This is a genomic window from Arthrobacter sp. Y3222053 (assembly GCF_059092805.1).
This window is the reverse complement of record NZ_JBNHIA010000001.1, coordinates 800,403-826,041: the sequence shown is the minus strand read 5'-3', so window position 1 is coordinate 826,041 and position 25,639 is coordinate 800,403. Positions and strand designations below refer to the sequence as shown.

At 70.3% G+C, this 25,639-nt stretch carries 29 protein-coding genes and 2 tRNA genes; 13 read left to right on the top strand and 18 right to left on the bottom strand.

Features of this window, described 5'->3' with window-relative positions; genetic code table 11:
* Positions 1-6: 6 nt before the first annotated feature.
* Both AC5RUW_RS03975 and AC5RUW_RS03970 read right to left on the bottom strand, forming a co-directional pair.
* On the bottom strand, positions 7-957 hold the full coding sequence (locus AC5RUW_RS03975) for a hypothetical protein (protein WP_494159483.1): 951 nt from the start codon (positions 955-957) through the stop codon (positions 7-9).
* Entirely contained in the window at positions 954-1,496 is a 543-nt protein-coding gene (locus tag AC5RUW_RS03970; RefSeq protein WP_494159482.1) for an RNA polymerase sigma factor, read from the bottom strand. Before AC5RUW_RS03970 ends, AC5RUW_RS03975 begins: the two co-directional genes overlap by 4 nt.
* Positions 1,497-1,755: 259 nt before the next feature.
* Between AC5RUW_RS03970 and AC5RUW_RS03965 the strand changes: the two genes are divergently transcribed.
* Positions 1,756-2,748 carry a DUF2804 domain-containing protein gene (locus AC5RUW_RS03965; protein ID WP_494159481.1) on the top strand — a complete coding sequence of 331 codons (993 nt, stop codon included), beginning with the start codon at positions 1,756-1,758 and terminating at the stop codon, positions 2,746-2,748.
* Between the two features lie 19 nt (positions 2,749-2,767).
* Here the strand turns inward: AC5RUW_RS03965 and AC5RUW_RS03960 are convergent, their stop codons facing one another.
* Entirely contained in the window at positions 2,768-4,555 is a 1,788-nt protein-coding gene (locus AC5RUW_RS03960) for a hypothetical protein (RefSeq protein WP_494159480.1), read from the bottom strand.
* On the bottom strand, positions 4,552-5,955 hold the full coding sequence (locus tag AC5RUW_RS03955) for an ATP-binding protein (RefSeq protein WP_494159479.1): 1,404 nt from the start codon (positions 5,953-5,955) through the stop codon (positions 4,552-4,554). The genes AC5RUW_RS03960 and AC5RUW_RS03955 overlap by 4 nt, the downstream gene beginning before the upstream one ends.
* 77 nt (positions 5,956-6,032) lie before the next feature.
* Between AC5RUW_RS03955 and AC5RUW_RS03950 the strand changes: the two genes are divergently transcribed.
* The 3 genes from AC5RUW_RS03950 (at position 6,033) to AC5RUW_RS03940 (ending at position 7,441) form a co-directional block, all read left to right on the top strand.
* Positions 6,033-6,575 carry a CueP family metal-binding protein gene (locus AC5RUW_RS03950; RefSeq protein ID WP_494159478.1) on the top strand — a complete coding sequence of 181 codons (543 nt, stop codon included), beginning with the start codon at positions 6,033-6,035 and terminating at the stop codon, positions 6,573-6,575.
* 105 nt (positions 6,576-6,680) lie between these two features.
* Positions 6,681-6,887 carry a hypothetical protein gene (locus AC5RUW_RS03945; protein ID WP_494159477.1) on the top strand — a complete coding sequence of 69 codons (207 nt, stop codon included), beginning with the start codon at positions 6,681-6,683 and terminating at the stop codon, positions 6,885-6,887.
* Positions 6,888-7,027: 140 nt separating this feature from the next.
* The gene (locus tag AC5RUW_RS03940) at positions 7,028-7,441 is read left to right on the top strand and encodes a VOC family protein (RefSeq protein WP_494159476.1); all 414 of its coding nucleotides are present in this window, start codon (positions 7,028-7,030) and stop codon (positions 7,439-7,441) included.
* A gap of 91 nt (positions 7,442-7,532) precedes the next feature.
* Here AC5RUW_RS03940 and AC5RUW_RS03935 read toward each other — a convergent pair whose 3' ends face one another.
* Positions 7,533-8,822, bottom strand: a complete 1,290-nt coding sequence (locus tag AC5RUW_RS03935; protein ID WP_494159475.1) for an adenylosuccinate synthase — start codon at positions 8,820-8,822, stop codon at positions 7,533-7,535.
* 205 nt (positions 8,823-9,027) lie between these two features.
* Between AC5RUW_RS03935 and AC5RUW_RS03930 the strand changes: the two genes are divergently transcribed.
* The 4 genes from AC5RUW_RS03930 (at position 9,028) to AC5RUW_RS03915 (ending at position 12,406) form a co-directional block, all read left to right on the top strand.
* Entirely contained in the window at positions 9,028-9,651 is a 624-nt protein-coding gene (locus tag AC5RUW_RS03930; protein ID WP_494159474.1) for a hypothetical protein, read from the top strand.
* A 179-nt stretch (positions 9,652-9,830) separates the two neighbouring features.
* On the top strand, positions 9,831-10,277 hold the full coding sequence (locus AC5RUW_RS03925) for an excalibur calcium-binding domain-containing protein (protein WP_494159473.1): 447 nt from the start codon (positions 9,831-9,833) through the stop codon (positions 10,275-10,277).
* Positions 10,278-10,482: 205 nt separating this feature from the next.
* Positions 10,483-10,995, top strand: coding sequence for a class F sortase (locus AC5RUW_RS03920; protein WP_494159472.1), 513 nt, complete (start codon positions 10,483-10,485; stop codon positions 10,993-10,995).
* A gap of 460 nt (positions 10,996-11,455) precedes the next feature.
* Positions 11,456-12,406 (top strand): lantibiotic dehydratase C-terminal domain-containing protein, encoded by a 951-nt coding sequence (locus AC5RUW_RS03915; RefSeq protein WP_494159471.1) that lies wholly within the window; start codon positions 11,456-11,458, stop codon positions 12,404-12,406.
* 339 nt (positions 12,407-12,745) lie between these two features.
* Here AC5RUW_RS03915 and AC5RUW_RS03910 read toward each other — a convergent pair whose 3' ends face one another.
* The 3 genes from AC5RUW_RS03910 to AC5RUW_RS03900 all read right to left on the bottom strand — a co-directional run bounded on the left by AC5RUW_RS03910 (position 12,746) and on the right by AC5RUW_RS03900 (position 14,948).
* A complete protein-coding gene (locus AC5RUW_RS03910; RefSeq protein ID WP_494159470.1) occupies positions 12,746-13,174 on the bottom strand; it encodes a DUF3151 domain-containing protein in 429 nt (142 codons plus the stop codon).
* A 2-nt stretch (positions 13,175-13,176) separates the two neighbouring features.
* Entirely contained in the window at positions 13,177-14,196 is a 1,020-nt protein-coding gene (gene fbaA / locus AC5RUW_RS03905) for a class II fructose-bisphosphate aldolase (RefSeq protein WP_494159469.1), read from the bottom strand.
* A gap of 101 nt (positions 14,197-14,297) precedes the next feature.
* Entirely contained in the window at positions 14,298-14,948 is a 651-nt protein-coding gene (locus tag AC5RUW_RS03900; RefSeq protein ID WP_494159562.1) for a TrmH family RNA methyltransferase, read from the bottom strand.
* 137 nt (positions 14,949-15,085) lie between these two features.
* Between AC5RUW_RS03900 and AC5RUW_RS03895 the strand changes: the two genes are divergently transcribed.
* Positions 15,086-15,877, top strand: coding sequence for an HAD-IIA family hydrolase (locus tag AC5RUW_RS03895; protein WP_494159468.1), 792 nt, complete (start codon positions 15,086-15,088; stop codon positions 15,875-15,877).
* Here the strand turns inward: AC5RUW_RS03895 and AC5RUW_RS03890 are convergent.
* On the bottom strand, positions 15,874-16,875 hold the full coding sequence (locus AC5RUW_RS03890) for an alpha/beta fold hydrolase (RefSeq protein WP_494159467.1): 1,002 nt from the start codon (positions 16,873-16,875) through the stop codon (positions 15,874-15,876). The two genes, AC5RUW_RS03895 and AC5RUW_RS03890, sit on opposite strands and share 4 nt — an antisense overlap.
* Before the next feature lie 54 nt (positions 16,876-16,929).
* The gene (pyrE, locus tag AC5RUW_RS03885) at positions 16,930-17,499 is read right to left on the bottom strand and encodes an orotate phosphoribosyltransferase (protein WP_494159466.1); all 570 of its coding nucleotides are present in this window, start codon (positions 17,497-17,499) and stop codon (positions 16,930-16,932) included.
* A gap of 156 nt (positions 17,500-17,655) precedes the next feature.
* On the opposite strand from pyrE, the gene nadE reads away from it, so the two are divergent.
* The 4 genes from nadE to AC5RUW_RS03865 all read left to right on the top strand — a co-directional run bounded on the left by nadE (position 17,656) and on the right by AC5RUW_RS03865 (position 21,970).
* Positions 17,656-18,483, top strand: coding sequence for an NAD(+) synthase (nadE, locus tag AC5RUW_RS03880; RefSeq protein ID WP_494159465.1), 828 nt, complete (start codon positions 17,656-17,658; stop codon positions 18,481-18,483).
* 84 nt (positions 18,484-18,567) lie between these two features.
* Positions 18,568-19,371 carry an exodeoxyribonuclease III gene (locus tag AC5RUW_RS03875; RefSeq protein ID WP_494159464.1) on the top strand — a complete coding sequence of 268 codons (804 nt, stop codon included), beginning with the start codon at positions 18,568-18,570 and terminating at the stop codon, positions 19,369-19,371.
* Positions 19,372-19,374: 3 nt separating this feature from the next.
* A complete protein-coding gene (locus AC5RUW_RS03870; RefSeq protein WP_494159463.1) occupies positions 19,375-20,229 on the top strand; it encodes a DUF8083 family protein in 855 nt (284 codons plus the stop codon).
* Between the two features lie 292 nt (positions 20,230-20,521).
* Positions 20,522-21,970 carry an HNH endonuclease signature motif containing protein gene (locus AC5RUW_RS03865; protein ID WP_494159462.1) on the top strand — a complete coding sequence of 483 codons (1,449 nt, stop codon included), beginning with the start codon at positions 20,522-20,524 and terminating at the stop codon, positions 21,968-21,970.
* A gap of 63 nt (positions 21,971-22,033) precedes the next feature.
* On the opposite strand, the gene AC5RUW_RS03860 is transcribed toward AC5RUW_RS03865, so the two are convergent.
* From AC5RUW_RS03860 to AC5RUW_RS03825, 8 genes are all read right to left on the bottom strand, one after another.
* Positions 22,034-22,654 (bottom strand): hypothetical protein, encoded by a 621-nt coding sequence (locus AC5RUW_RS03860; RefSeq protein ID WP_494159461.1) that lies wholly within the window; start codon positions 22,652-22,654, stop codon positions 22,034-22,036.
* Between the two features lie 100 nt (positions 22,655-22,754).
* Positions 22,755-23,429 (bottom strand): DUF6286 domain-containing protein, encoded by a 675-nt coding sequence (locus tag AC5RUW_RS03855; protein ID WP_494159460.1) that lies wholly within the window; start codon positions 23,427-23,429, stop codon positions 22,755-22,757.
* Positions 23,426-23,812 (bottom strand): hypothetical protein, encoded by a 387-nt coding sequence (locus AC5RUW_RS03850; protein ID WP_494159459.1) that lies wholly within the window; start codon positions 23,810-23,812, stop codon positions 23,426-23,428. The genes AC5RUW_RS03855 and AC5RUW_RS03850 overlap by 4 nt, the downstream gene beginning before the upstream one ends.
* Positions 23,809-24,000 carry a hypothetical protein gene (locus AC5RUW_RS03845; RefSeq protein ID WP_494006512.1) on the bottom strand — a complete coding sequence of 64 codons (192 nt, stop codon included), beginning with the start codon at positions 23,998-24,000 and terminating at the stop codon, positions 23,809-23,811. Before AC5RUW_RS03845 ends, AC5RUW_RS03850 begins: the two co-directional genes overlap by 4 nt.
* A gap of 85 nt (positions 24,001-24,085) precedes the next feature.
* On the bottom strand, positions 24,086-24,748 hold the full coding sequence (locus AC5RUW_RS03840) for an Asp23/Gls24 family envelope stress response protein (RefSeq protein WP_494159458.1): 663 nt from the start codon (positions 24,746-24,748) through the stop codon (positions 24,086-24,088).
* 55 nt (positions 24,749-24,803) lie between these two features.
* On the bottom strand, positions 24,804-25,250 hold the full coding sequence (locus AC5RUW_RS03835; protein ID WP_494159457.1) for a pyridoxamine 5'-phosphate oxidase family protein: 447 nt from the start codon (positions 25,248-25,250) through the stop codon (positions 24,804-24,806).
* A gap of 128 nt (positions 25,251-25,378) precedes the next feature.
* Positions 25,379-25,454, bottom strand: a tRNA-Phe gene (locus AC5RUW_RS03830).
* 55 nt (positions 25,455-25,509) lie between these two features.
* Positions 25,510-25,583: transfer RNA gene (locus AC5RUW_RS03825), tRNA-Asp, on the bottom strand.
* Between the last annotated feature and the right edge of the window lie 56 nt (positions 25,584-25,639).

Below are 25,639 nucleotides of genomic sequence, written 5' to 3'. Positions count from 1 at the left end.
CGGGGATCAACGCCCCAGGCCGCTCCGGCCGCCGTAGACCGCGGCGGGCCCCTGAGACCCGTTCTCCGACTGGCGGACGCCGCCCCGGTTCTCCTGGGGACTCCGGCCCCCCGGGGCTGCACCCGGTTCCGCCCACGAGGCGCCGGGGCCCTGCCGGTGGTCGGCGTCCCGGCTTCCGGGCCGTCCCGCGTTGCCGCGGTCGGCAGCGTGGTCGGGCCGTTGTCCGGCGCCGGGATTCCGTTCCGGGCCGTACGGCCGGCCGCCGCCGGGCTGCGCCGGTTGACCGCCGCCCTCGCCCCGACCGCTCCTGTCCGGGCCCTGGCCGGCTCCGCCCGGACGGTTCGCCGGGCCTTGACCGGCTCCGCCGGGGCGGAACGACGTGCCGTGGCCCGGTTCGCCGGCTGCGGGTGCGGGTGCCGGCCCGGTTGTCTCGGGCGTTTCCTGCGCCGGCTGAGCCGGTGCCGTCTCCACGGGAGCGGGTGCCGGCTGGGAGCCGGTCTCCTCGGCCTCGCCCGCGGAGGCGGAGGCTCCGGGAGCTGCGGAGGCGTCTGCAACGGAGGTCCCCGCGGCCTCGCCCGCACCCGCGGCCTGTTCAGCCCCGGGCACCTGTTCCATCGGCGGGAGCTGGGAGGCGGTGTCCGCGACGTCGGCGGTGACCTGGTGGTCCCGGAGGGTCGCCGCGACCCCGGAGGTCCCGGCAGCCATGGCCCCGATCAGGGCCGCGGTGAGCAGGAAACCGCGCCGCGGCCTGCGCTGGCTTGGACGTTTCGGCCCGTCAACGGAGCGCAGCCGGGGCGGGCGGCCCAGCAGCTCGGCGAGTTCACCCTGCGGCTCCGGCGCCTTTCCGGTGTCGGCCTCCTGGAGCCGGCGCAGGGCATCGAGCAGTTCGGGGGACGGGTCCACACCGCTTTCGGCCAGCAGGCGGCGAAGGTCGTTACGGGCTTCGTTGCCGCTCATTCCACCGCCTCCTTCCGGGTCAGCTGTTCCCTCAGTGCCAGCAGCGCCCGGCGCTGCAGTGTCTTGACCGAACCGCTGGTGCGGCCCATGATCCTTGCCGTCTCCTCCACCGACTGATCCGCCAGGACCCGCAGCAGGAGAACCTCACGCTGGGGGTCCGGCAGCCCTTCCAGCAGCGCCGCCACTGCCGCGGCCCCCATCAGGGTGTCCTCCGCGGAGGCCGTGCTCCTGCGGTCGGCATCCGGATCGTACGGTGCGGGCACGGGCTGCCGCTGGCGGCGGCGGATGTCATCGACCATCCGGGCATGGGCCACGGAATACGCGAAGGTCCGCAGCCCCTGGGTGCCGCCCCGGAGCTCCGGCAGCTTGGTAAACAGGGTCAGGAGCACGTCCTGGGTCAGCGCTTCCGGATCGTCGCAGCCCTTGGCCGTGAGATAGGCCAGCACCCCGGGCGCCACGGCGTCGTATACCCGGCGCAGCGCGTCAGGATCCCGGGAACGCGCTTGGCCGAGCGTGTGCTCGGTCAGCGAAGTCTCCACGGAAGGCGCCTTTGGGTTCGAGGGGGGGATCAAGCAAATCCTACCCGTCCGCCACTCCCGGCGCATAAGCAACGGCCGCACCGATGCCCGTTGGGGGGATAGGCCTCGGCGCGGCCGTTGCACAGGGGTAATCGTACGGTGTCTGCCAAAAGTTTCATTCAGGCGCATATTTTTTTCTCAACGCTTCCCCGGAACCGCCGCTGTCCCTCTCCGCAGCCCGGCGGCGGACCGGCGGACCGGCTGCCCTACACTGGCGCCCATGAAGGAAATCACGGGCCCGCATAACCTGGCCCTGCCCCGGGGGACGCTCAATCCGGCCGCGGTGGGATTCACCCGCCGTCCGCTGCACCTGACGTCCCTGCCCGCCGGGCCGCGCCACGGCTGGCGGACCAAGCGCTGGGAGTACTGGGGCGTGATGACCGGTGACCTGGTCCTCGGAATGACCATCGCCGGGCTCGACTACGCGGCGGTGCTGCAGCTGTATGTCTACGAGCGCTCCACCGGCCGGGAGATCAGCGTCGATCCCCTGAAGCTGCTGCCCTCGGGAACGGACCTCCGGCTCCCGGACTCCCTGCCGCCGCTGGAGGCCCGCGCCGCCGCCGGAGGCCTACGTCTGGGTTTCCGGGATGACGGCGGCGGCACCCGCCTGAGCGCCGAGTCGGACCGGGTCCAGGTTCAGCTGTACGCGCCGGCCGGCGGCGACAGCCTCGGCGTCGTCGTGCCCTGGTCCCGGACCCGGTTCCAGTACACGCTCAAGGATGTCGCCCGCGCCGTCTCCGGGACGGTCACGGTGGAGGGACGGCGGTACGACGTCGGCCCCGGCGCCTTCGCGGTACTGGACCGCGGGCGCGGCCGCTGGCCGTACGCGAAGCGCTGGAACTGGGGGGTGGGTTTCGGCGAGGTGGACGGCACGCAGCTGGGCCTGCAGATCGGCGGCGGCTGGACCGCCGGCACGGGCTCCACGGAGAACGCCCTGATCGTGGACGGCCGGCTGCACCATTACGACGGCGAGCTGGACTTCAGCTACGACCTCTCGGCGCCGCTGTCCCCCTGGCATGTGCGCGGGCCCTGGCTGGACGCGGTGCTCACCCCGTTCCACCGCCGCCATGCACGTACCAATGCCCTCGTCGTCGCCTCGCAGACCTGGCAGGCGTTCGGCTCCTGGTCCGGCCGGGCCCGGACCCCGGACGGCGCCTGGCGTCGGCTGGAGGGGCTGCAGGGCTGGATCGAGGAGGCCCGGAACCGCTGGTAGCCGCCCTGGAGAAGGCTGATCAGCCCCGGCCGGTGGGCAGGTCCTGCGGCAGGAGCAGCGTCGGCTCCGGCACCGGAACCGGCGTGATCTCCGGCACCGGCGGCTCGGAACCGCCGCGCAGGAAATCCGGAGCGGGCAGCTGGCCGAGGCCGTCCAGCCAGTCCCCGCCGCCGGTGCCGCCCATCAGCACGACGGCCCCGATCACCACCATGACCAGCGGGCACACCAGGGCGAAGTTGATGAAGTTGTCTCCCGAAATGAGGACCCGCCGGCCGGCCCGGACCGCCAGGCGTTCCCGTACCCCGCGCCGGGCGTCCTGCGCCGGTGCCGCGGCCAGCAGGAGGAAGAGGGTGTGGAGGCCGCGGGCAAGGAGCAGGACGCCCGCCGTGACCGCGGCGGCGCCCTCCAGCGGCGAAAGGTCCCGCAGCTGCGTCAGCATCGGCAGCAGCGCCAGGACTGCACCGCCGAGGAGGTACCAGACCGGCCGGGCATATATGCCCACGCGCCACTTCCGGTAGTCGGCGAAACCGGGGCTGCCGCGGCGGGGCACCGATCCCCGCTCCGCACCCTCCAGCAGGTGGACCGCGGCGGCGGACGGGACCGCCGTCGCCATCAGCAGGAACAGCCCGGGGCCCGCACCGCCGTCGGCCGCGGTCCACAGCGTGCCCGCGGTGGCGAGCGCGAAGGCCGCCAGGGCTGCCGCTGCACCCGCCCACGCCCGCCGGTTCCGTCCAAGCAGGTCCCGGGCATAGCCCGGCGGGAAGCGCCTGAGGTGCGCGGCCGCGCGTACGGCAGCCACGAGGAACAGCACGACGGACAGGGCCAGTGCCGCCGCGGCGCTGACCTCCGGGCCGGGATCAACCACGTGCGGGAGGACGGCCAGGATTCCCAGGCCGGCCAGGCCCGCGGCGGCGCCGCCGACTGCGCGCAGGTTGCCCTCTAACAGGGTTCCGGCCTGTCCGGGAGCCAGCCGGCGCGCCTGCCGCAGCCGCTGCACGAATCCCACGGCGAGGAGCAGGCCCAGCAGGACCAGCGCCACGGTCGGGCTGACGCCGCCGCCGAGGGAGCTGGCCAGCAGCCCGAAGAACAGCACCTGCAGCCACGGAATGAAGGCCAGGCTGATCAGCCGCTGGAAGAACTCGGAGCGCAGGGACCGGTGCGCGTCGTCGTCCAGCGGATTGACGGCCAGCAGCGAGGCGAACAGCTCCGCGCGGTCCGGGCCGGTGGGTGCGTCCCCCAGCGCCGCGCCGGCGAGAATCAGGCCCCGATGGCCGGGATCCAGGGCCAGCCCGTCCTCCAGGTAGCGCCGTCCCAGGGAGACGGGTCCCCCGACGGCCAGGTTCGCGTAGACGGCCACGACGTAGTGGTCGGGGTCGTGCGGATTCAGCTTCAGGGCGTGCCGGATGTGCCGCCAGCCTTCGGCGGCCTCCTCGTCGGTGCCGGACACGATGAGGATGGCGGCCGCAATGCGGTGCGCGACGTCGTCGTCGGGATACAGCGCGACCGCCTCCGCTGCCGCCTCCTGCGCATCGGCGAAGCGTTCGCTGCCCTTCAGGGCCAGGGCAAGCAGGAGCAGCGCGTCACGCCCGCCGGGTTCCAGCGCCAGCGCCTGCCGGGCGGCCCGCTCGGCGTCCTCGGGGCGGTCCAGGCGCAGGTACTGCTGGGCCAGGTCCGTGTACAGCCAGGACTCGTCAAGGTGAACTGGCGCCTGCTCCTCGAGCAGGGTGGCCGCTTCGGCGCTGCGTCCGGTGGCGGCCAGCACCTCGACGCGGGCCCGCAGCGCGTCCCGGGTGAGGTCGGCGCTCACAGCAGCTTCCGCGAGCGCAGGTAGTCGGCCAGGTCGTTGTAGCGTCCGTCCCGGTTGGCGAAGCGAACGACGTTGCGCGACTGGTCCAGCCAGGATCGGGTGGAGGCGGAGACCTCGGCCAGGGCGGCGTTGATGTGCTCCATGCTGATCGGGCGCAGCTCGCCGCCGCTGATGGATTCGGTCATCGCCTTCTCCGCCGCGGTGACGCAGATATGCTCCAGGTCCGCGCCGGAGAAGCCGTCGGTGCGGTGCACGATGGCGGGGACGTCGATGCCCGCGATGGGCCGGTTGGCCAGGTGATAGCGCAGGATCGCGTCACGGGCCGCGGGGTCCGGCGGGGTGACCAGCACCATCCGGTCCAGCCGGCCGGGGCGCAGCAGCGCGTCATCCAGGTCCCAGGGGTGATTGGTGGCGGCGAGGACGTAGAGCCCGTCGTTGTTCCCGGCCGTCGAGTCCATTTCGAGCAGCAGCTGGTTGACCATCTGCCGCAGCCAGGCCGATCCGCCGCTGAGGCTGCTGCGGCGCAGACCGAGGGCGTCCACCTCGTCCAGGAAGAGCACGGCCGGCGCCCGCCGTCGGGCCGCCATGAAGACCTCGTGCAGGTTCTTTTCGGTACCGCCCACAAAGGAATCGAGCACGTCGGTCATGGTGACGTTGACGAAGGAGGCGCCCAGCTCTCCGGCCACGGCCCGGGCCAGGAAGGTCTTGCCGCAGCCCGGCGGCCCGTAGAGCAGCAGGCCGCCGCGCAGCGACTTTCCGAAGGCGCGGGCCACCTCGGCGTGCCGCATCGGCTGCAGGAAGGACTCGTTGAGCCGCTTCTTCACCGCTTCGAGGCCGCCGACGTCGGCCAGCGTCACGGGCGGGCCCGCGGGCTCCAGGGGCGGCGCGGCGTCGGCGCCGGGGCCGGGGTCGCCAATCCTCAGCTCGGCCTCGAGGAACGGGGGCGGCACGTCGGCGCCGAGGTCGGCTTCGGCGCGCTCCCAGTCGAAACCGGCGGCTCGTCCGGGGTCCCCAGCGGGCTGCCCGTCCTCCCCCGGAAGCGGGCCTGCCGCCGGCGTCCCGTCGGCCAAGGCCGGATCTGCCGGAAGCGGGTCGTCGCACTCCGCTGCGGGTTCCCCGGGTTCAGGGGACACAGCCGGTGCGGCGGTCGTTCCGGCCGAGGCGGGTCCGGCGGTGGGCGCGGCGGGGTTGAGTGCGGCCGCGGTGCGGCTGAGCAGGGCCAGCGCGGCGATGTTGCCGGGCTCGGCCGTGAGCGCTGCGTTGACCTCGCCCAACGCCTCCACGGCCCGGTTCGCGTTGAGCAGCAGCTCCGCCAGGTGCAGCCTTAAGGCGATGTCCTCCGGGCTGGCCGCAACGGCGCGTTGCAGGCTGGCGACGAGCTCTTCACTGATTCCCCCCATGCCGAAAATCCTAATCCCGCTGCGGGCCGGCCGCGCACGGATTAAGTCCGAGACAGAGGGTTGGCTACGCTGGCTCCATGCGTGCGCTTCGTTTGGCCTTTTCCGCCGCCGCCCTGCTGGCGGCCACCGCCTGCTCGTCCGGGGACGGCGCCGCCGACCCGGTGCTAGGCAACCACGGCCTGGAGGGGGCCGACGCCCGCCAGGTCGTCGAGCAGCTGGACCGCACCAATGAGGACCGCGCTTCCGGCCTGGCCGCGTCGGTCACCTATGACGAGGTGACGCTGACCGATGAGGACGGCGAAGCCGTCCTGCCGCTGGACGAGTTCTACCTGGCCGTCGCGCCCTTCTCCACCACGACTCATGACTGCTTCCACCACAGCCTCTCCGGCTGCCAGGGCGAACTCGTGAACGAGCCGCTGCAGGTGCGGATCACGGACGAGGCCGGCGACGTGCTGGTCGACGAGGCGGTCAGCACCTATGACAACGGGTTTGTCGGTTTCTGGCTGCCCAAGGACATCACGGGAACCCTCGAGGTCAGCTCCGAGCGGGGTACCGCGGCCCAGGACTTCAGCACCTCCGCCGACAGCCCGACCTGCCTGACCACCCTGCGCCTGGCCTGAACCCCCACGCGGGCGCCTCCGCCGGCGTGGGAACCTTTCTCCTGCGGCGTCGAAACCGGCTGCCGGCCCTGCCCGCCGCCTCCGGAGCCGGCGCATACTGGGCCGATGAAGGGACTGACCTTCCTGGGCATCGCACTGATGGTGGCCGGCCTGGTGGGCTGCGGGTTCTGCTTCATCTTCTGGGCGAACACCCCCTCGCTGCAGCCGCCGCCGGGCATCGTCACCCTGTACGTGCTGGCCTCCGCCGCGTCGGTGGCCTGCATCGTTGCGTCGCTGGTGATCCGGCGTCGGCTCCGCTCCGGGGCGGGCTGACGCCGGACCTTCCGCCGCCCCTGTCGCCGCCGCTGCCCTGATTGCACCCGCCTCGGCCCCACGAGGGCACACGTTGACGGCGCGTCTGCGGCGCTGTTAGCTTCGGGCAACGCTTTTCCCGCCCAGTCAGGAGTTCCGCCATGCCCAGTGCCATTTCCTCGATCGCCCTCGACGCCGTCGACCCGCCCCGGCTGGCGGAATTCTGGACGCAGGCCCTGGGCTACCGGATCGCGGAGACGGACGAGGACGGCGTGGTGTCCCTGATCCCGGCCGACGGCGGATCCGGCCCGGACATCGACATCATTCCGGTGCCCGAGGAGAAGACGCTCAAGAACCGGCTGCACCTGGACCTGCGGTCCTCCGGCGGCAGCACCCAGCAGGAGGAAGTGGACCGGCTGCTGGCCCTGGGCGCGGTCCACGCCGACGTCGGGCAGGGACCCGACGTGACCTGGGTGGTGCTGGCCGACCCGGAGGGCAACGAGTTCTGCATCCTCCAGCGCTCGGCCGAGCAGGCCGCCCTGGAGGACGGCCGGGCCCCGCAGCGGCTCGCCTAGCCCGGAAACCGTCGGAGGCCAGCACCCGCTTCCGGACGCGGAAAGGCCCCGCAGCCGTACCGGCTGCGGGGCCTTTGCCCGTGGTGGAGCTTTACTCGCTGATCAGGTCGCGGACCACGATGGTCTGGTCCCGGTCCGGGCCGACGCCGATGGCGGAGAACCGGGTGCCGGACATCTTCTCGAGAGCCAGCACGTAGTCGCGGGCGTTCTCAGGCAGGTCGTCCAGCGTCTTGGCGCCGGTGATGTCCTCGGTCCAGCCGTCGAAGTACTCGAAGATCGGCTTCGCGTGGTGGAAGTCGGTCTGCGTCATCGGCATCTCGTCGAACCGCACGCCGTCGACGTCGTAGGCCACGCAGACCGGGATCTTCTCAATGCCGGTCAGCACGTCGAGCTTGGTCACGAAGTAGTCGGTGAAGCCGTTGACGCGGGAGGCGTGGCGGGCCAGCACGGCGTCGTACCAGCCGCAGCGGCGCGGCCGGCCGGTGTTCACGCCGAACTCGCCGCCGGTCTTCTGCAGGTAGAGGCCCATGTCGTCGAACAGTTCGGTGGGGAACGGTCCGGCTCCCACGCGGGTGGTGTAGGCCTTGATGATGCCCACGGAGCGGGTGATGCGGGTGGGGCCGATGCCGGAGCCCACGGACGCGCCGCCCGCCGTCGGGTTGGAGGAGGTGACGAACGGGTAGGTGCCGTGGTCGACGTCGAGGAAGGTGGCCTGGCCGCCCTCCATGAGGATGACCTTGTCCTCGTCGAGCGCCTTGTTCAGCTCGTACGTGGAGTCGATGACCATCGGGCGCAGTCGGTCGGCGTAGGCGAGGAAGTACTGGACCGTGTCCTCGATGTCGACGTCGCGCCGGTTGTAGACCTTCACCAGCAGCTGGTTCTTCTGCTTCAGGGACCCTTCGACCTTCTGGCGGAGGATCGACTCGTCGAAGATGTCCTGGACGCGGATGCCCAGCCGGGCGACCTTGTCCATGTAGGCCGGGCCGATGCCGCGGCCGGTGGTGCCGATGGCGCGCTTACCGAGGAAGCGTTCGGTGACCTTGTCCATCACCTGGTGGAACGGGGCGACCAGGTGGGCGTTGGCGGAGATGCGCAGCTTGGAGGTGTCGGCGCCGCGGGCTTCGAGGCCGTCGATTTCGGCGAACAGGGCCTCGAGGTTCACCACGCAGCCGTTGCCGATCACCGGGATCGCGTTGGGGCTGAGGATGCCGGCGGGCAGCAGCTTGAGCTCGTACTTTTCACCGCCGACGACGACGGTGTGGCCGGCGTTGTTGCCGCCGTTGGGCTTGACGACGTAGTCGACGCGGCCGCCGAGCAGGTCGGTGGCCTTACCTTTGCCTTCGTCGCCCCACTGGGCTCCGACGATCACGATTGCTGGCATGGGATCCTCCCCCACTTCGATACGGAGCCAGCTGCGCCGCCCTGGCGCATTACCGCTGCCGTGCATGAGAACGCCCTGCACGTTCCGTTCCGAACGGGTCGGAGCGGTGGTGCGGGGCTCTTACCTGTCAAGTTTAGCCGATCCGGGTTTTCAGCGCTCCGTGGGGCGTGCCGCCGATCATACGCCTGGACGTACGGTGGAACGCATGGACCGTTTCCGCGGCTACATCGCCGGGGTGGGCGCCGCCTCGGGCACCCGCCTGGTGGTCGGCCACTGGCCTGAATCCCCGCTGGGCCCCTTCACGGATGTGATGGTGGAGAACCCCTTCGGTTCCCGGCTCCTGCTGGCGCCGAGCGACGCCGTGGCCGAGTATGTGTCCGCCACCTACTCCTTTGACGCCGTGGACGTCGTGCCGCTCAGCGGCCGGCTGGACGACGGCGTGCTGAGCGTGGCCGGCGGACCCCTTGAACTGCGCGCCGAACTGGGGCAGGTGACGCTGCTCGGCCGGATGCTGGAACTGGTGCCGCCGGCGGTGGCCGTCTCCCCCACCTGGCTGCGGCTGATCAGCCCGCTGGCCGGGCTGTTCGTCCGCGGCGTGCGCACCGCCGGCCGTTCCGGCGGCAAGCTGGAGGTCTACGGAATCCGCTCCATCCGCGCCATCACGTCCGCCCGATGTTCGTGGAACGGCCAGGACCTTGGGGACCTGGCTCCGGTGCGGCCGCCGGTCCGTTTCGGGTTTTCCTCGGTACCGGCCCGCCCCCAGATCCTGGCCGTCACCACCACCATCCTGGACGACCCGCGGGCCCGCCGCCGGACTCGCCGGAGCTGAACCCCAGGGGCTGAACGAGCCGGGGCTGAACCCGCCGCAGCCGCCGAAGGCGGATTATTTGGGGTGCAACTGATTCAAAAACACTCTTGACAAGTCCAGCCCACCTCACTCCGTGGCTACTGTTCTGTCCGTCCGGCTCCGCCGGGCACCCTCCACACCCCCAAGAGAAGAGGGACACCATGAACAAGCGCATTGCAGGCCTATCCCTGGCGGCAGCTGCCGGCTTTACCGTTCTGTCGGCCGCTCCGGCACTTGCAGCCGATGTACCGGCCCTTTCGTATCCGGCACCCTTCGAGAACTGTGACGCTGCAGCGGCGGCCGGTTTCTACAACATCCCATCCAACCATCCCAGCTACGGCACGCACCTGGATCGCGACATGGACGGCCTCGGCTGCGACGATCCCAGCCAGCCCACAATCCAGTGGCCACCGGCAGAACCGACACCGCCCACGGTTCCTCCAACTCCCCACGTGAGCAAGGTTCCCACCGGCGGGGCCGGCACCGGCATCACGGAGGAACCGCAGCAGGCCGGCGCCGGGGTCATCGCCCTCGGCGGAGGGCTGGTCCTGGCCACTGCGGCCGGTGGAACGTATGCCGTCCGTCGACACCGCGCCCTGCAGGGTTGAGGCGCGCTGTGAACGGACAGCGATGAGCGGAGTCACCAGCCGCTGCAGCCGTCTTTCGGCGGCTGCAGCGGCTGCCTTCCTGCTCCTCGCCGGATGTGCGGGCCCGGGGGCAGTCAGTGGCGCCCCGACGGCGGGAGCCACCACCTACGCCCCCTCACAGGGTGCCGGGGCGGAAAGCGGCGGCGGACAGGAGACGCCGCCCCCGGTGACTGAGCCTGCCGACCCTGCCGGACCGGCTTTGCCCGCCCCGCTGCCGGAGTCGGATCCTGTGTCGCTGAACCTGCCCACGCTCGGAGTGCGCAGCGACCTGCTGCGGCTCGGCCTGACGGCGGAACGCACGCTGGAGGTGCCGCCCGGGGACCCAGGCTCACCGGCCGGCTGGTACCTCCATTCGCCGACGCCGGGTGAAACGGGGCCGGCGGTCCTGCTGGGCCATGTGAACGCCATCGGCGGCGGCCCGGGCGTCTTCGCGGACCTGCGCCGGCTGCAGGCCGGTGACGCCGTGGAAGTGCTCCGGGAGGACGGAAGCACAGCGGTCTTTACGGTGCAGCGCGCGGAACAGTATGCGAAGGACGAATTTCCCACCGCAGCCGTCTACGGCAATACCGCCGGCCCCGAACTGCGGCTGATCACCTGTGACGGCTTCGACCGGAACAGCGGAGAGTTCCGGGACAACTACGTCGTCTATGCGACGCTGGCCGCCTCGAGCGCAGGCTGACCGGACCGGGGACGGTGATTCCGCCGGAGGTGAAGGCGCCGGCCGGAGGCCGATCAGGAGGGAAAGGAGTGCCCGCGGCCGGCGCTTCGCTGGACACCGTAGGAGGATGACCCGGCGCGTCGCCAGCGCTCCGGGCAAAATCAGGCGAATTACCGCAGGAAAGACAAATCCGGCGGGCAGGAAATAATTACACCGATGTCAGTAACCGCGTTTACCTGCCCCCTTTTCCCGGCCCGGGCCGGCGCATTTCGGGCCCGGTTCGCAGGCCGTGGGAACCGACAAGCGTAGCAGCGACCCAACAGCATGAGTAGCGTGCGCTGTTTTTTTGGTCGATTCGGCCGAAACTGCACCGATCAGGACCCGTGACCCTTGCTTGGCGATCGCAATCTGGAATATACAAGCCTGAGCCGTCCGCTACCTCATTGCACCCCAGCCACACTCACCCCTTGCAAGGAGCGACATGAGCCTGACAACGCACGCACAAGTCCGCGGTGGAAGGATCTCCGATGGTGGAGAGGTGACGCGCACCGTCATCACGACCCGCGTCCCGGGGGATACGGAGGCGGACCGCGCCTGCTCGCTGCTGCTGACTCCCCTGGCCGCCCAGGCCCGGCAGTGGCAGTCCCACTGCTGGCATTTCTCCAGGCGCCCCCAGCGCCAGGGGGTGGTCCTGGAAACCCAGTTCGCCGGCACCCGGGACTCCGGCCGCCGGCTCACCGGCTTCCTCGCCGCCCTGCTGGACCAGACCGACGCCGAGCTCGGCCGGCCGGAGACGGCGGTCAAGACCTATCAGGGTGCCCCCGGCACGGTTGCCGCCGAGTCCTCCGGCGATGAGGCGGCCCTGCTCTTCAGGCTCGGCGGGCCCGACGGGCTGGCCCTGGCCGAGGAGGTCTTCGAACTCTCCTCAGACCTCTCGCTGTGGGCCGTGGGGCGGTTCACCACCCCCGCCACGCGGCGCGCCCTGCTGGCGCTGCTGATGTTCGACGCGGCGGAAGCCATGATGCGCGGCCCACGGTCCACCGCCTGGCCCGATCGGCGCCGGGTGTCTTGGGACTTCTTCTGGGACACCCACCTGGACGCCGCGCTGCGGCGGGTGGCGCCGACCAGCGGGCATGCCAGCCGCATCTTCCACCGCAACATCGCCTCCCAGCTGAACCAGGACCACGCGGTGATGCTGGCCGCTGCGTCGGAGCGATCCGTCTACAACTGGCGACGCCGGTGGCAGCGGGCCATCGACCGTTACCTCTACCGCGCGGACAAGTCCGGGGTCAGCCGCTGCGCCCAGCACCTGACCCTGCACCAGATCCACGAAACAGCCGGCCGCATGGGGCTCGGCCCGCATGCTGAGGCTGCCGCAGGAATCCAGGCAAGGCACTGGGCCGTCGAACGGGAGCGCACCCTGCAGCTTTAGCCGTTCGTCCGCAGCAGGCGGATAAAACATGAAATTAACAATAGATGAAATCACAACACGTGCGATGAGCAGCCAATGATCAAGAGCCGCAACTTTTGGTGAACACCGGAAAACGGAACTTCGGGAAATTACATTGCGGATAGAGGCGTCGGAAAACCGAGCCGGCCCACGCAGATGCAGGCCAAACCCACTTCAGCACAAGGCCGAAAAGGAAAACGCCTCACACCGCCCGGCTGTCGGGCGCCGCATATTCACGCGGAGACGAAAGGGAAGAGCCGGGCGGGACGCGAAAGGGGGCCGACGGGCTGTTGCCCGCGGCCCCCTTATGCGTCTGAAGACCTAGCCTTCGCCGTTCTCGATCGCGGCCTTCGCCTGCGGATCGGATTCGTTGAGGAAGGTGCGGATGCGCTCGACCTCGTCGGCCTCGCCGATCGCGCCGGCGGCCCGGCCGAGGGCGTACAGCGAGCGGAGGAACCCGCGGTTGGGCACGTGCTCCCAGGGGATCGGTCCGGCGCCGCGCCACCCGGCACGGCGCAGGGCATCCAGTCCGCGGTGGTAGCCCACGCGTGCATAGGCGTAGGACTCCACGTTGCGTCCCTCTTCAAAGGCCTCGTCCGCCAGGGCGGCCCAGATCTGGGAGGAGGTGGGGTGCTTCGCGGCCAGGTCGACCGGCTCGTCGCCTGCTGCCAGCCGGGCGACGACCTCGGGTTCCTCGGGCAGGTAGGTGGGCTCGGGGCCGAGCAGGTTGGTGCGGAAGGCGTCAGACATCCCTAGACGGCCTTTCCGGCGGAACCGAGTCGCTCGGCGGCCTCAACGACGCGGGCAGCCATGCCCTTTTCGGCGGAGGCGCCCCAGACGCGCGGGTCGTACTGCTTCTTGTTGCCGACCTCCCCGTCAACCTTCAGGACGCCGTCGTAGTTGCGGAACATGTGGTCCGCCACCGGGCGGGTGTAGGCGTACTGGGTGTCGGTGTCGATGTTCATCTTGATCACGCCGTAGGACACGGCGTCGGCGATCTCCTGCGCGGAGGAGCCGGAGCCGCCGTGGAAGACCAGGTCGAACGGGCGCTCCTTGCCGATCCGCTGCCCGACGGCGTCCTGGATGTCCTTGAGGATCTCGGGGCGCAGCTTCACGCCGCCCGGCTTGTATACGCCGTGCACGTTGCCGAAGGTCAGGGCGGTGATGTAGCGGCCCTCGCTGCCGTCGCCCAGGGCCTCGATGGTGGCCATCGCGTCCTGCTCGGTGGTGTAGAGCTTGTCGTTGATCGCGTTCTCCACGCCGTCCTCTTCACCGCCGACGGTGCCGATCTCCACCTCGAGGATCATCTTCGCGGCGGAGGTGCGGGCCAGCAGGTCCTTGGCGATGCGCAGGTTCTCCTGCAGGGTTTCGGCGGAGCCGTCCCACATGTGGGAGTTGAACAGCGGATCCTCGCCGCGCTTGACGGCCTCTTCGGAGGCGGCCAGCAGCGGCAGCACGAAGTCGTCCAGCTTGTCCTTGGGGCAGTGGTCGGTGTGCAGCGCGATGTTCACGTTGTAGCTCTTGGCCACTTCCTTCGCGTAGGCGGCGAAGGCCAGCGAGCCGGTGACCATGTTCTTGACCCCGGCGCCGGACCAGTAGGCGGCGCCGCCGGTGGAGACCTGCACGATGCCGTCGGATCCGGCGTCGGCGAAGCCCTGCAGCGCGGCGTTGAGGGTCTGCGAGGAGGTGACGTTCACGGCCGGATAGGCGAAACCGCCGGCCTTTGCCTTGTCGATCATCTCGGCATAGATCTCAGGGGTTGCAATAGGCATGCTGACTCCTCATTGAAGGTCGGTATCCGGCGGGCGTGTGCCCTGAACAACTCCTCCCATCCTAGCCATATGTGACCTCCGCACAGCAGGGAGTGCTGCGCTCAGCCGCCGGTCTTCTGCCCGAACACGTGGCGGCGGACCCAGGCATGCATGGCGACGGCGGCCGCGGACCCGGCGTTGATGGAACGGGTGGAGCCGAACTGCGCAATGGACAGCGTGGCCTCGGCCGCCGCGTGCACCTCCGGGCTGAGCCCGGGACCCTCCTGGCCGAACACCAGGACGCAGTTTTCGGGCAGCTCGTAGGTTTCCAGCGGCACCGAATCGGGGAAGTTGTCGATGCCGATCACGGTCAGGCCCTCGCTGCGGGCCCAGGCGGTGAAGTCCTCCACGCTCGGGTGGTGGCGCACGTGCTGGTAGCGGTCGGTGACCATCGCCCCGCGCCGGTTCCACCGGCGTCGTCCGATGATGTGCACCTCCTTGGCCAGGAAGGCGTTGGCGGTGCGGACCACGGTGCCGATGTTGAAGTCGTGCTGCCAGTTTTCGATCGCCACATGGAAGGGATGCCGGCGGGTGTCCAGGTCGGCGACGATCGCGTCATGCTTCCAGTACCGGTACTGATCGGCCACGTTGCGGCTGTCGCCGCCGGCCAGCAGCTCCGGGTCCCAGTGGTCGCCTTCGGGCCAGGGCCCCTCCCAGGGCCCCACCCCGACCGGCGCGGACGGCACGGCGGAGGCACCGGCGTCGGGCTCCACGGGCTCGACAGGTTCGGCTGCGGAAGCCGCAGGCTGGGGGGCAGGTGCACGTTCGGTCACCGTTCCAGCCTAAGCTGTGAAGCACCGGCGCAGCGCGCCGCTGTGAAGGCCAACACCTGTCGAGGAAAGGGTCGGACATGGGCGAAAACGAAGGCATCGAATGCTGGCTGACGGACATGGACGGCGTCCTGGTCCATGAGAATCATCCGATTCCGGGCGCCGCGGAACTCATTGAACGCTGGGTGGCGACCTCCAAGCGGTTCCTGGTTCTGACCAACAACTCCATTTACACGCCGCGGGACCTCGCGGCCCGGCTGCGGGCCAGCGGGCTGGAGGTGCCGGAGGAGAACCTGTGGACGTCGGCGCTCGCCACGGCGGAGTTCCTGAAGGACCAGCTGGCCGGCTCCCCCACGCCCGGGCGTGCCTTTGTGGTCGGTGAGGCGGGGCTGACGACGGCGCTGCATGAGGCGGGGCTGATCCTCACCGACACCAACCCCGACTACGTGGTGCTCGGCGAGACCCGCACCTATTCGTTCGGCACCATCACCAAGGCCATCCGGCTGATCCTGGACGGCGCCCGCTTCATCTCCACGAACCCCGACGTCACCGGCCCGTCCGCGGAGGGGCCGCTGCCGGCCACCGGGGCCATCGCCGCGCTGATCACCGCCGCGACGAAGCGCGAGCCCTACGTCATCGGCAAGCCGAACCCGATGATGTTCCGTTCGGCGATGAAGAAGATCGACGCGCACTCGGACACCACCGCGATGATCGGTGACCGGATGGACACCGACATCATCGCCGGCATCGAGGCGGGCCTGCGCACGGTCCTGGTGCTGACCGGCATCACGCAGCGCGAGGACGTGAACGCCTATTCGTTCCGGCCCACGCAGATCGTGGACTCGGTGGCGGACCTGATCCCGACGATCTAGTACACGACCTTCCGGCCGCCGCCGAGCGGCGCCGGGGAGAACCGGCGCAGCACCTCCGAGACCGTGCGCTGGTAGATCCGCGGGTTCCACTGCGGGCTGGCGTGGGCGGGCCGGGCCCCCTCGGTGACGAGGTCGTTGCTGACCAGGTTCTGCGGAAACAGGTCCTTCCAGCGGTTGCGGGCCTCGGCGTAGTTCACCGTTTCGTCGTCCGGGTTGCCGATGAACGCCATCCGGGTCTCCCCCAGCCCTCCGTTGAACCGCAGCGGATCGAAGTGGTAGATGTACGAGGACTCCGACTGGATCAGCACGCTGGAGGGGGCGAGCGGAGACAGCTGCTCGAGGGTCTGGTCCAGCACGGTCTGCCAGGAGCGTTCATTGCGGTTCACGATCCGCTCGCCCAGCTCATAGCCGCCGCGCAGCACGCTGGGAATCCGGTAGCCGGCGTCGTACAGGAAGACCACGCCCTCGAACATCCGCCGGTCCAGCACGTCCTGCCGGGTGCACGGGGAGGAGTCGAGCAGGATGAACTCCACCGCCACGCCGCGCTCGCGCAGGGCCGCGGCCACCTGCACGGCCAGCATCCCGCCGAAGCTGTGCCCGTAAAAGTAGACGCGGCGCAGCTGGTGGTTGCGGATGTACCGGTAGACGGCGGCGGTGATCTCCGCCGGGTCCAGGCCGCGGTTGGAGTAGCCGACGGCGGCCATCCGGCCCCTGGCGGCCAGGGCCGGGCGCAGCGAGTTGAGGATCCAGACCGCTTCCTCCCAGCTGGTCTTGTAGCCGGGGAAGAGGAACCAGCCGGCGGCGGGGAAGCGGCGCTCCGCGGCGTCGTCGCGCACCCGCAGGATCTCCATTTCGTCCCGCTGGCGCTGGATGAGCCGGGTGACGCCGAGGTCGGCGGCCAGGGCCGCGCCCAGCACGGAGCCCGCGAGGAACTGCCGCCGGGAGAACCGCTTGAGGTCAGCGGCCCGACGCAGGTACTCGGCTGGGTCGTGGGTCATGGCTTCCCCGTGCCGGGCCGCCGTCCGGCGGGAGGGTGCGTCGGCGGCTGCGGGCTAGTCGAGCCCGAGTTCGTCCTTGCCGAACAGGGCCAGGTACGGCACGCCTGCTTCGGCTTCGATGCGTTCCTTGGCTCCGGTGTCCCGGTCCACGATGACCGCCACCGCGCGCACGTCGCCGCCGGCGTTCCGCACGCCCTCGACGGCGGTCAGCGCCGATCCGCCGGTGGTGGAGGTGTCCTCCAGGACCACCACGGGACGGCCGGCGACGTCGGGGCCCTCCACCTGGCGGCCCATGCCGTAGGACTTCTGCGCCTTGCGGACAACGAACGCGTCAACGGCCCGGCCGGAGCGGTGCGCGGCGTGCATGACGGCGGTGCCCACCGGGTCCGCGCCCATGGTCAGCCCGCCCGCGGCGGCGAACTCGATCCCTGCGTCGTCGAGCATTTCGAGCATGGCCTCGCCGACCAGGGCCGAGGCCTCATGGTGCAGGGTGACCCGGCGCAGGTCGATGTAATAGTCGGCCTCCGCGCCGCTGGACAGGGTCACCTTTCCGCGGACCACGGCAAGGTCTCCGATCAGTTCCAGCAGGCGGGCGCGGGTGGCGGTACGGCTCGGCGTCGTCATGCTTCAATCCTAGCCGCGGCGGGCCGGGCGGACCGGGCCGGGGCGCCTGTGTGACTGCCCCGCCGTCGTCGTCCGCGGTCTCCGTTGTCCCCCATGGTGTCCCTGCCGCGGAAATACTGCTCCGCAGCTGCGGGCCGGTTGGATAGGGTGGGCCACATGCGCGAACTACAAGCCGAAATCACAGCTGAAATGGGCGTCAGCCCCGAGATCGACGCCGCCGCGGAGGTTCGCCGCCGGGTGGAGTTCCTGAAGGAGTACCTGCTCGCCTCGCACACCAAGGGCTTTGTGCTGGGCATCAGCGGCGGGCTGGATTCGACGCTGGCCGGCAAGCTGGCCCAGCTGGCGGCCGAGGAGCTGCGGGAGGTGGGGCACGAGGCCGAGTTCGTGGCGCTGCGCCTGCCCTACCGGACCCAGCACGATGAGGAGGACGCCCAGGCGGCGCTGGAATTCATCGGCCCCGACGTCTCCTGGGTCTACAACGTCGGTCCGGCGGTGGACGGCTTCGAAGACGCCTACCGTGAGATGGCCGGCGGGAAGATCAGCGACTTCAACAAGGGCAACATCAAGGCCCGGGTGCGCATGACTGCCCAGTACGCGGTCGCCGGTGAACGCAACCTGCTCGTCGTCGGCACCGACCACGGCGCGGAGTCCGTGACCGGTTTCTTCACCAAATACGGCGACGGCGGCGCGGACATCCTGCCGCTCTTCGGCCTGGACAAGCGGCAGAACCGGCAGCTGCTCGCCGAGCTGGGCGCGCCCGAGCGCCTGGTGTCGAAGGCCCCGACCGCGGACCTGCTGGACGAGAACCCCGGCCAGACCGACGAGACCGAACTGGGCATCAGCTACGACCGGATCGACGACTACGTCGAAGGCCGCGAGGTGCCCGAAGAGGCCGCAGAGGCCATCGAGAAGCGGTTCCTGATGACCCGGCACAAGCGCACCACCCCGGTCACCATCACCGACACCTGGTGGAAGCAGGCCTGAGCCGCCCGCCGCTGGCGGCAACACGGATTCGGCCGGGCGCAGGCGCCGTAGGAGTGCCCGGCCGAATTCGGTAACGTAGCAAGGGTGAAGATTGCTACCTGGAATGTGAACTCGATCCGTGCCCGTGCCGACCGGGTGGAGGCGTGGCTGCGCCGCTCCGACGTCGACGTGCTGGCCATCCAGGAAACCAAGGCGAAGGACGAGAACTTCCCCTGGGAGCTGTTCGAAAACAACGGCTACGAAGTGGCGCACTTCGGGCTCAGCCAGTGGAACGGCGTCGCGATCGCCTCCCGGGTGGGGCTGGACGACGTCGAGCGCACCTTCCCCAACCAGCCGCACTTCGGCAAGACCGAGGCGACCACGGCTGCGGAGGCCCGCGCCATCGGCGCGACCTGCGGCGGGGTGCGGGTCTGGAGCCTGTACGTGCCCAACGGCCGCGCGGTGGGCGATCCGCACATGCCGTACAAGCTGGAGTGGCTGAAGGTCCTCAAGGAGGAGGCGTCCGCCTGGGTGGCCGCCGATCCGTCGCTGAAGCTGGCGCTGATGGGTGACTGGAACATTGCCCCGCAGGACGAGGACGTCTGGGACATCGACTGGTTCCGCGCCCAGAACGCCACCCACATCACCGAGCCGGAACGCGCCGCCTTCCAGGCCTTCCTCGACGCCGGGTTCACCGACGTCGTGCGCCCGTACACCCCCGGTCCGGGCGTTTACACCTACTGGGACTACACCCAGCTGCGCTTCCCCAAGCGGGAGGGCATGCGCATCGACTTCGTGCTGGGCTCCCCGGCCCTGGCCGAATCGGTCACCGGGGCGGTGATCGACCGTGAGGAGCGCAAGGGCAAGGGCGCCTCCGACCACGCGCCGGTGATCGTGGAGCTGGACTAGCCGATGGCCGGCCCGCAGCCCGCAGCCGCGATCCGCACGTTTCCGTACGTCTCGCATCTGCGGGTCTACGAGCCGCTTGACGCGTTCGACGACGACCAGCAGCTGGCCATCCTCGAGCAGCGCTCCCGCGCCCGCCACGAGACCGAGGACCTGGAACGCACCGGGGCGATGCGGCGGCTCGTGCGCACCGTGTCCGATCCCTTCCCGCATGGCGGCACCGACCTGGTGCGGGTACTGAACCATCCCGGGCCCGACGGCGTCCCGCAGCGGCTGTACTGCCCCAACCAGCTGGCGGTGCGCACCTCGCTGGCGGCGGAGTCCCTGGGCGAGACAATCCGGGGGCCGCTGGTGGACGTGCTGGTCCCGGAAGTGGCGCGGCAGGCGCACGCGGACCGCATGGACCCGGACCGGTTCGCGGATTCCCTCGCGAAGCTGCATACCCGCTCCGCCACGTGGGGCGTGCCCTTCGGCTGGTTCGTGCTGCTGCACGAGGAGGACCACACCGAAGTGGTGGAGGACGACGGCCGGGTGCTGACGGTACGGATCAGCGCACCCATCCAGCAGGCCGTACACCGTGCCCGGCAGACCGCCGCGGCCCTGGCACTGGCAGCCCCGGAGCTGGACCTGCTCGACGAGCTGACCGAGCTGGCGACCTGGCTGGAGGTGTTCTCCCCGCGCGCCGTCGTCGAACTGGATTATGGCCCGGTGGCGGACCTGGTGTTCCCCGACGACTCGCCGTCCGACGTGCGGATGGGCATCGAGGCGCTGGCCGACGGCGACATGACGGGCGCCGCTGCGGCCTACCGGCGGCTGGCCGGACGGTGGATTCCCATCCGGCAGCTCGCGCGGGCGTCCTAGGCACGGCCGGCGGGGGCCGCCAGCGGCCGGGACCGGCGGGGCGGCGGCAGCGCCGCTCCGGCAGCTGCCGGTCAGATACCTGGTTTCGGGTCTTAACCACTTATGTGGACAGTCCCCGGAACGGGCCAAAAGTGTCAGTGGCGGGGCATGGAATTAAGCCATGGAAAAGCCTCCCGAATACCCTCCCGATGGCCCCGGGCCGCTCGGACGCGGCGGCGTCCCCGGCTCCTGGCCTGCTCCCGATCTCCGTGAGCTTCCCTGGCCCGTTGCGGCTTGCGCCAGCGTGGCGGGAATGGTGGCCGCCGATGCCTCCACCGTCACGCTGGACCAGTCCCTGGCCGGCCTCGCCGCCCTGGCGCGGCTCGAAGCCTGGGCCTCGGCCCAACAGATGCACCTGGTGTACCGAACCTCGTGCAGCCTGCTCGGATCCATCCGCCGCGGCCGCCCTGCCCCCGAGGGGGAGGCCCCGGCACGCCGCAGCCAGCTGGATGAAGCCAGCCGCCGACTGACCGCAGAACGGCTCTGCGCCGCGGAGATCGGCGCGCTGCTCCGTGTCCCCGAGGTGACCGCACTCGCCCTGGTCCGCGACGCCGAAGCCCTCCACGGACGATGCACCGCCACGCTGCAGGCCCTCGAAAACGGCCGCTTCAGCTTCCGGCACGCCCAGGTCGTCACCGAGTTCACCGAGGGACTGGAGTCACCGGTCGCGCGGGAGCTGGAAGCCAGGCTGATTCCTGCTGCCGAGGAAAAGACGGTTGCCCAGCTTCGCCGCCTGGCCAGACGGCTGCGGGAGGAAGCCGACCCTTGTACCGCCGAGCAGCGCCATCAGGAACGGTTGGTCAAACGAGGCGTTTTCCTCGATCCGGCCCCGCACGGCATGTGCATGCTCTCCGCCTACCTGGCGGCGGACCAGGGCACAGGCATCTTTGACGCACTGACAGTCGCGGCCCGCGGAGAACAGCAGGCCGGCGACCCCCGTCTCCTAAACCAGCTCCGGGCGGACATTCTGGTCTCGCTCCTAGCGGGGACCCCTGTCCACGCGCCGGGGACTCCTGTCCACGCCCCCGGCGCAGCAGCAGCCTCCGGCGGGCCGGGCAGGCCGGAAATGCCGGGCAGGCCGGATACCGCGGCCGGCGGTCTCAGGACCGAGGTGATGGTCCTGATCAGCGCCGATACGCTGGCCGGGCTGGACGAGAACCCGGCGGAGCTGAACGGATACGGCCCCATCAGCGCGCAGACGGCCCGCAGGCTTGTTGCGGAGGCAGCGGGAATCACCGGACTCGCGCTGGACCGGTCGGGCGCTGTCGCTGACGTCCGACGACGCCGAAAGGTACCCGCCGAACTCAAGCGGTGGCTGCAGGCCAGAGACGGCACCTGCCGTTTCCCCGGATGCAGCCGTTCGGCCAGGAGCTCGGAGATCGACCACACCCACCCCTGGGCTGCGGGAGGGCTCACCGAAGAGGCCAACCTGGCCCATCTGTGCCGCAGCCATCACCGCCTCAAGACTCTGGGGTACTGGCGGGCGGCCCAGGCAGGCGGCGGCACCATCCGGTGGACCAGCCCGGCCGGACGCACCTACGTCACAAGCCCCCAGCTCCGTCCTTCACAATCTGCCGTCGATTCACAATCCGCCGTCGATGCGGTCGCTGCCCTGGGAAGGGGCTGGCCGGGAATGGATGAAGAGCCGGGGGCGGATAAAGAGAGGGCGAACGAGGACCCGATGGCGGGCTGCCCCTTCTGACCAGCACAAACCCAGCCGGGGCGCTTCCCGGGCGGCCGCCGACACGGCCGCGCAGCGCTGCTGTCAGCGGACGCGGTCCTCGCGTCCGAGCCGGAAGCGCGAACCCGCCTCGATGCTGACCAAAACGGGTTGCCGGCTGCCGCCCAGGGTAAGGTCCAGCGCCTCCACCAAATGGGTGGCATCGGCGGCCACGAGGTGCGGGGCCGCGCCCTGCCGCGGTTGGATCCGCACCTTGAGGGCGGTGCCTCCGCCCGGCATGCTCCACGTGCTCACTGCTGCACCCACGACGTCCGGGTCCTGCAGCAGCGCCTCACGCAGCGCCTGCTCGGCCACCGCACCGCTGATGCTCACCCGGCCCGGGGCCCCCTCGTCCACGCTGTACACAGAGACGAGAGTGCCTGTGCGGCCGCGGCCCTGCAGCGACATCCAAACCGCCAGCAGCACGATGACGCCCAGCATCAGCAGCACCAGCAGCGCCCAGAGCCAGCTTGGCCCCTCACCCGGCATACTCGTCCCGGCAAAAACACGTTCCAGGCCTGACAGGACATTCCCGGTCGCCCGGCGCCAGGCCTCGGCAGCGGCACTGGACGTGCTGATCAGCACCAGCACCGCACCGGCGGCCAGCAGCAGGAGACCCAGCAGGGCCAGCAGCGTCCGGTTCAGCGCCCGCGGAGTCTGATTCACGCTTTCCTCCTCGCTGGCTGTCCCGCCGCCATGTGCCGCCCCGTGCCCGTGTGCCGTCCCGTCGTGCCCGTGTGCCGCCCCGTGCTCAGCTGTCGTCCCGTCATTGCCCGATCGCCCCGATCGCGGCCACCTGCACGGTGACCTGCGGCTGGGGTTCCAGGTTCGTCAGCAGCAGCTCATCCTTCACGGCCCGGCGGACGGCGCCGGCATCCACCGGAATACCCGACGTCGGGCGGATGGAGACCTCGACGGTCCCGCGTCCGACCGTCACGAGGACCTGTTCCTGGCTGACCCCGGCCGTGATCCGGGCACGCCGGGCCAACGACGCCGCCAGCACTTCCGCATCGACGACGACGGCGGCGCGCGGGTTGGGCAGCGCGTAGCGGGCCCGGTGGCCCGGCAGCAGGCCCTGCAGCAGGAACCAGATTCCCAGGATCACGGCGATCACTCCGACCAGGCCCACGACCAGCGGGTCGGCCGACGGCAGGTCCGCCAGCCACTGTCCGATGGCGGGCGGGTCCAGGAGCCACTCGTCCTGTCCCAGCGCCTGGAGCATCGCTTCAAGGAGCACATACAGGCAGAACAACAGTCCAAGGACAGCGGCGACGATCGACGCCGCAGTTCGCGGCGAGTGCGTCTCCCGCCGGACGATGCGGGCCGTCAGCGCCGAAGTCTGCGCATCCAGAGGCGGGTCTTCAGATCCGGCGGCAACTCCCAGCTCTGCGGACAGCCCGGAAGCGGAATGATCTGCGGAAGCGGGACGCGCCTCGGTCATCGGACCCGTGCTCCTTCCTGCACCCTGACGCCGGTAATGCGGATATCCACCCGGGAGACGATCGAACCGGTCAGCTCCGTGACCCGGCTCCGCAGGACGGGCTTGGCGGCGCTTGCCCGTTCCAGCACCGTTTGTCCGGGCCCGGCGAGGTCCGGGCGGCGGACCAGCTTCTGCAGCGGCTGTACAGGAATCGGCAGGGAGATCGACAACGCCAGCAGGCCCCGGTCGTCGGACCAGGTCACCCGGATCAGCTGCGGGGCCACTCCAAAGAACTCAGCGGCGGCAGCGGCCGCCGTACTCGACAAAGCCTGCGTGCTGATGCGGGTGCGGCCGGCCAGGGGCGGCAGGGTCACGGCGGCCCGCGGCGGAGCCACGGCGGTCATGACGAGGAGCGCCGTCCGGTCAGCGCGTCCCGGACCACGCGAAAGTCGACCTTGCCTTCGGCGGCACGACCGAGCAGGGCGCCGACGGCCAGGAAGAGGGCCATCAGAAGGAAGCCACGGAAATCGAACACCAGGGCCGTGAAGGCCAGCACGGCGCCGGTCAGCATTCCCACAATCGTCGGGCTCATGGTTCGCCGCCTCACTTCCACTTCGTTTCGGGCCACATGCGCTCCTGCCAATCTATCCCCCGGGCCCGTTCCGGACGGCATCGCGCTACCCGTCCTGCTCGACGGCGGTCGCCCCGGCGGGACGCTCGGGCCTGGATTCCGTCGTGTCGGGCAGGTGCACGTCCGCCACCGTGACGTTGACTTCCACGACGCTCAGTCCGGCGACCTGCTCGACGGCGGCGTAGACCGCTGCCCGCACCTCGTCCGCGACCCGGAGCAGGGACACTCCGTACACCGCTACGAGCGTGACGTCGATCGCCGCCTCCGTTTCTCCCACCTCGGCGGAAACACCCTGCGTGCCCCCCGAGCCGCCCACCGCTTCCCGAACCGCGCCCAGCGCCCGTGAGCCACCGGACCCGAGAGCATAGACCCCGTCGACCGACCGTGCCGCGACTGCCGCCACCCGGGCGACGGCCTGCTCACCGATGACAGTCCTGCCGCCGATGTCGTCCGGACTGATATCCAGCACAACATGGATGGGCGGCGCGGGGGCCGGCGTCGCGCCCGCAGGTGCGGCCGCCTCAACAGGCACGCCGGTTCCGCTTCCCGGAGTCCCGGCGGCGGAGGGGCCGGGACGGCCCTGTGAGCGGCCGGCCATGCCCTGGCCGGCGGCAGGCTGCCCTCCGGTGGCCTCGGGCCGGTTGGCCGCCGGCCCGGGCTGCCGGCCGGCATGGGGATCAGGGACGCTGGGGGTGCTTGGCTGGTCCATACGGCCAGCCTAGCCGTTGCGGCCCACGCTGGGCAGGGCGGTTGGGGCAGTACGGTCAGGGTCGGCCAACGCGCCGGCCGCTGATGGTCCGGGGGTCAATCCCGACGAAGACGTCGCGGCGGCCGCCGCCCCACGGCTCCGCCATCCGGCGCCCCCACAGCTGGGTCAGCAGCAGTTCATCGGCAACCCGGCCGGCCTGTCCGCTCACCAGGACGGACCAGCCGGCCATCTGGTCGCTGTCGTGCCCGTCGATCTGGAACGACGCGTTGCGCGGCGCGGCCCCCGCCGCCCCGAGGAAGCCGTCCTCCGAAGTGCGGAAATAGACCGCGTTCCCGTGCACAACGTAGTTGACGGGGAACACCATGACCCGCCCATCGTCCAGGAACGCCACGCGTCCGGTGCTCCTGTCCCGCAGCAGCGACCAGCATTGGGCTTCGCTCAGGTCCTCGCTGGTGTGCGGGCGGGCGTTCTCCCACTCGTACTGCTCTTCGGCCGTCATCATTGACCTCCCCTTCGCTTGCCTCCACATGGTTCCCTATGGAGGCGGCGGGGAAAAGAGTGCGGGAGGCAGCCCGGCCGGGCAGTACGGACAAAGAAAAACCCCGGACCCATGGGTCCGGGGTTCCTAGCTGGTGGCTCCGACCGGCGTCGATCCGGTGACCTTTCGATTTTCAGTCGAACGCTCTACCAACTGAGCTACAGAGCCTTGGCATCATCAATGATGATCACCGAGATCTTCCAAATCGCTTCGGAAAACCGAGCGACCCTGACGGGACTTGAACCCGCGACCTCCGCCGTGACAGGGCGGCGCGCTAACCAACTGCGCTACAGGGCCTTGCTTTTCACGAGTATCAACTCTACCAGACATTCTCCGGTGTGATTACCACTCGT

Bases quoted from the DNA above. Each gene is read 5' to 3' on its own strand.
- AC5RUW_RS03910 (WP_494159470.1), bottom strand. From the start codon at position 13,174: ATGTCTGACGCCTTCCGCACCAACCTGCTCGGCCCCGAGCCCACCTAC.
- AC5RUW_RS03855 (WP_494159460.1), bottom strand. From the start codon at position 23,429: ATGACCGAGGCGCGTCCCGCTTCCGCAGATCATTCCGCTTCCGGGCTG.
- AC5RUW_RS03955 (WP_494159479.1), bottom strand. From the start codon at position 5,955: ATGGGGGGAATCAGTGAAGAGCTCGTCGCCAGCCTGCAACGCGCCGTT.
- AC5RUW_RS03935 (WP_494159475.1), bottom strand. From the start codon at position 8,822: ATGCCAGCAATCGTGATCGTCGGAGCCCAGTGGGGCGACGAAGGCAAA.
- nadE (WP_494159465.1), top strand. From the start codon at position 17,656: ATGCGCGAACTACAAGCCGAAATCACAGCTGAAATGGGCGTCAGCCCC.
- AC5RUW_RS03850 (WP_494159459.1), bottom strand. From the start codon at position 23,812: ATGACCGCCGTGGCTCCGCCGCGGGCCGCCGTGACCCTGCCGCCCCTG.
- AC5RUW_RS03835 (WP_494159457.1), bottom strand. From the start codon at position 25,250: ATGATGACGGCCGAAGAGCAGTACGAGTGGGAGAACGCCCGCCCGCAC.
- AC5RUW_RS03870 (WP_494159463.1), top strand. From the start codon at position 19,375: ATGGCCGGCCCGCAGCCCGCAGCCGCGATCCGCACGTTTCCGTACGTC.
- AC5RUW_RS03895 (WP_494159468.1), top strand. From the start codon at position 15,086: ATGGGCGAAAACGAAGGCATCGAATGCTGGCTGACGGACATGGACGGC.
- AC5RUW_RS03930 (WP_494159474.1), top strand. From the start codon at position 9,028: ATGGACCGTTTCCGCGGCTACATCGCCGGGGTGGGCGCCGCCTCGGGC.
- AC5RUW_RS03975 (WP_494159483.1), bottom strand. From the start codon at position 957: ATGAGCGGCAACGAAGCCCGTAACGACCTTCGCCGCCTGCTGGCCGAA.
- AC5RUW_RS03965 (WP_494159481.1), top strand. From the start codon at position 1,756: ATGAAGGAAATCACGGGCCCGCATAACCTGGCCCTGCCCCGGGGGACG.
- AC5RUW_RS03950 (WP_494159478.1), top strand. From the start codon at position 6,033: ATGCGTGCGCTTCGTTTGGCCTTTTCCGCCGCCGCCCTGCTGGCGGCC.
- AC5RUW_RS03925 (WP_494159473.1), top strand. From the start codon at position 9,831: ATGAACAAGCGCATTGCAGGCCTATCCCTGGCGGCAGCTGCCGGCTTT.
- AC5RUW_RS03945 (WP_494159477.1), top strand. From the start codon at position 6,681: ATGAAGGGACTGACCTTCCTGGGCATCGCACTGATGGTGGCCGGCCTG.
- pyrE (WP_494159466.1), bottom strand. From the start codon at position 17,499: ATGACGACGCCGAGCCGTACCGCCACCCGCGCCCGCCTGCTGGAACTG.
- AC5RUW_RS03940 (WP_494159476.1), top strand. From the start codon at position 7,028: ATGCCCAGTGCCATTTCCTCGATCGCCCTCGACGCCGTCGACCCGCCC.
- AC5RUW_RS03840 (WP_494159458.1), bottom strand. From the start codon at position 24,748: ATGGACCAGCCAAGCACCCCCAGCGTCCCTGATCCCCATGCCGGCCGG.
- AC5RUW_RS03865 (WP_494159462.1), top strand. From the start codon at position 20,522: ATGGTGGCCGCCGATGCCTCCACCGTCACGCTGGACCAGTCCCTGGCC.
- AC5RUW_RS03890 (WP_494159467.1), bottom strand. From the start codon at position 16,875: ATGACCCACGACCCAGCCGAGTACCTGCGTCGGGCCGCTGACCTCAAG.
- AC5RUW_RS03915 (WP_494159471.1), top strand. From the start codon at position 11,456: ATGAGCCTGACAACGCACGCACAAGTCCGCGGTGGAAGGATCTCCGAT.
- AC5RUW_RS03845 (WP_494006512.1), bottom strand. From the start codon at position 24,000: ATGAGCCCGACGATTGTGGGAATGCTGACCGGCGCCGTGCTGGCCTTC.
- fbaA (WP_494159469.1), bottom strand. From the start codon at position 14,196: ATGCCTATTGCAACCCCTGAGATCTATGCCGAGATGATCGACAAGGCA.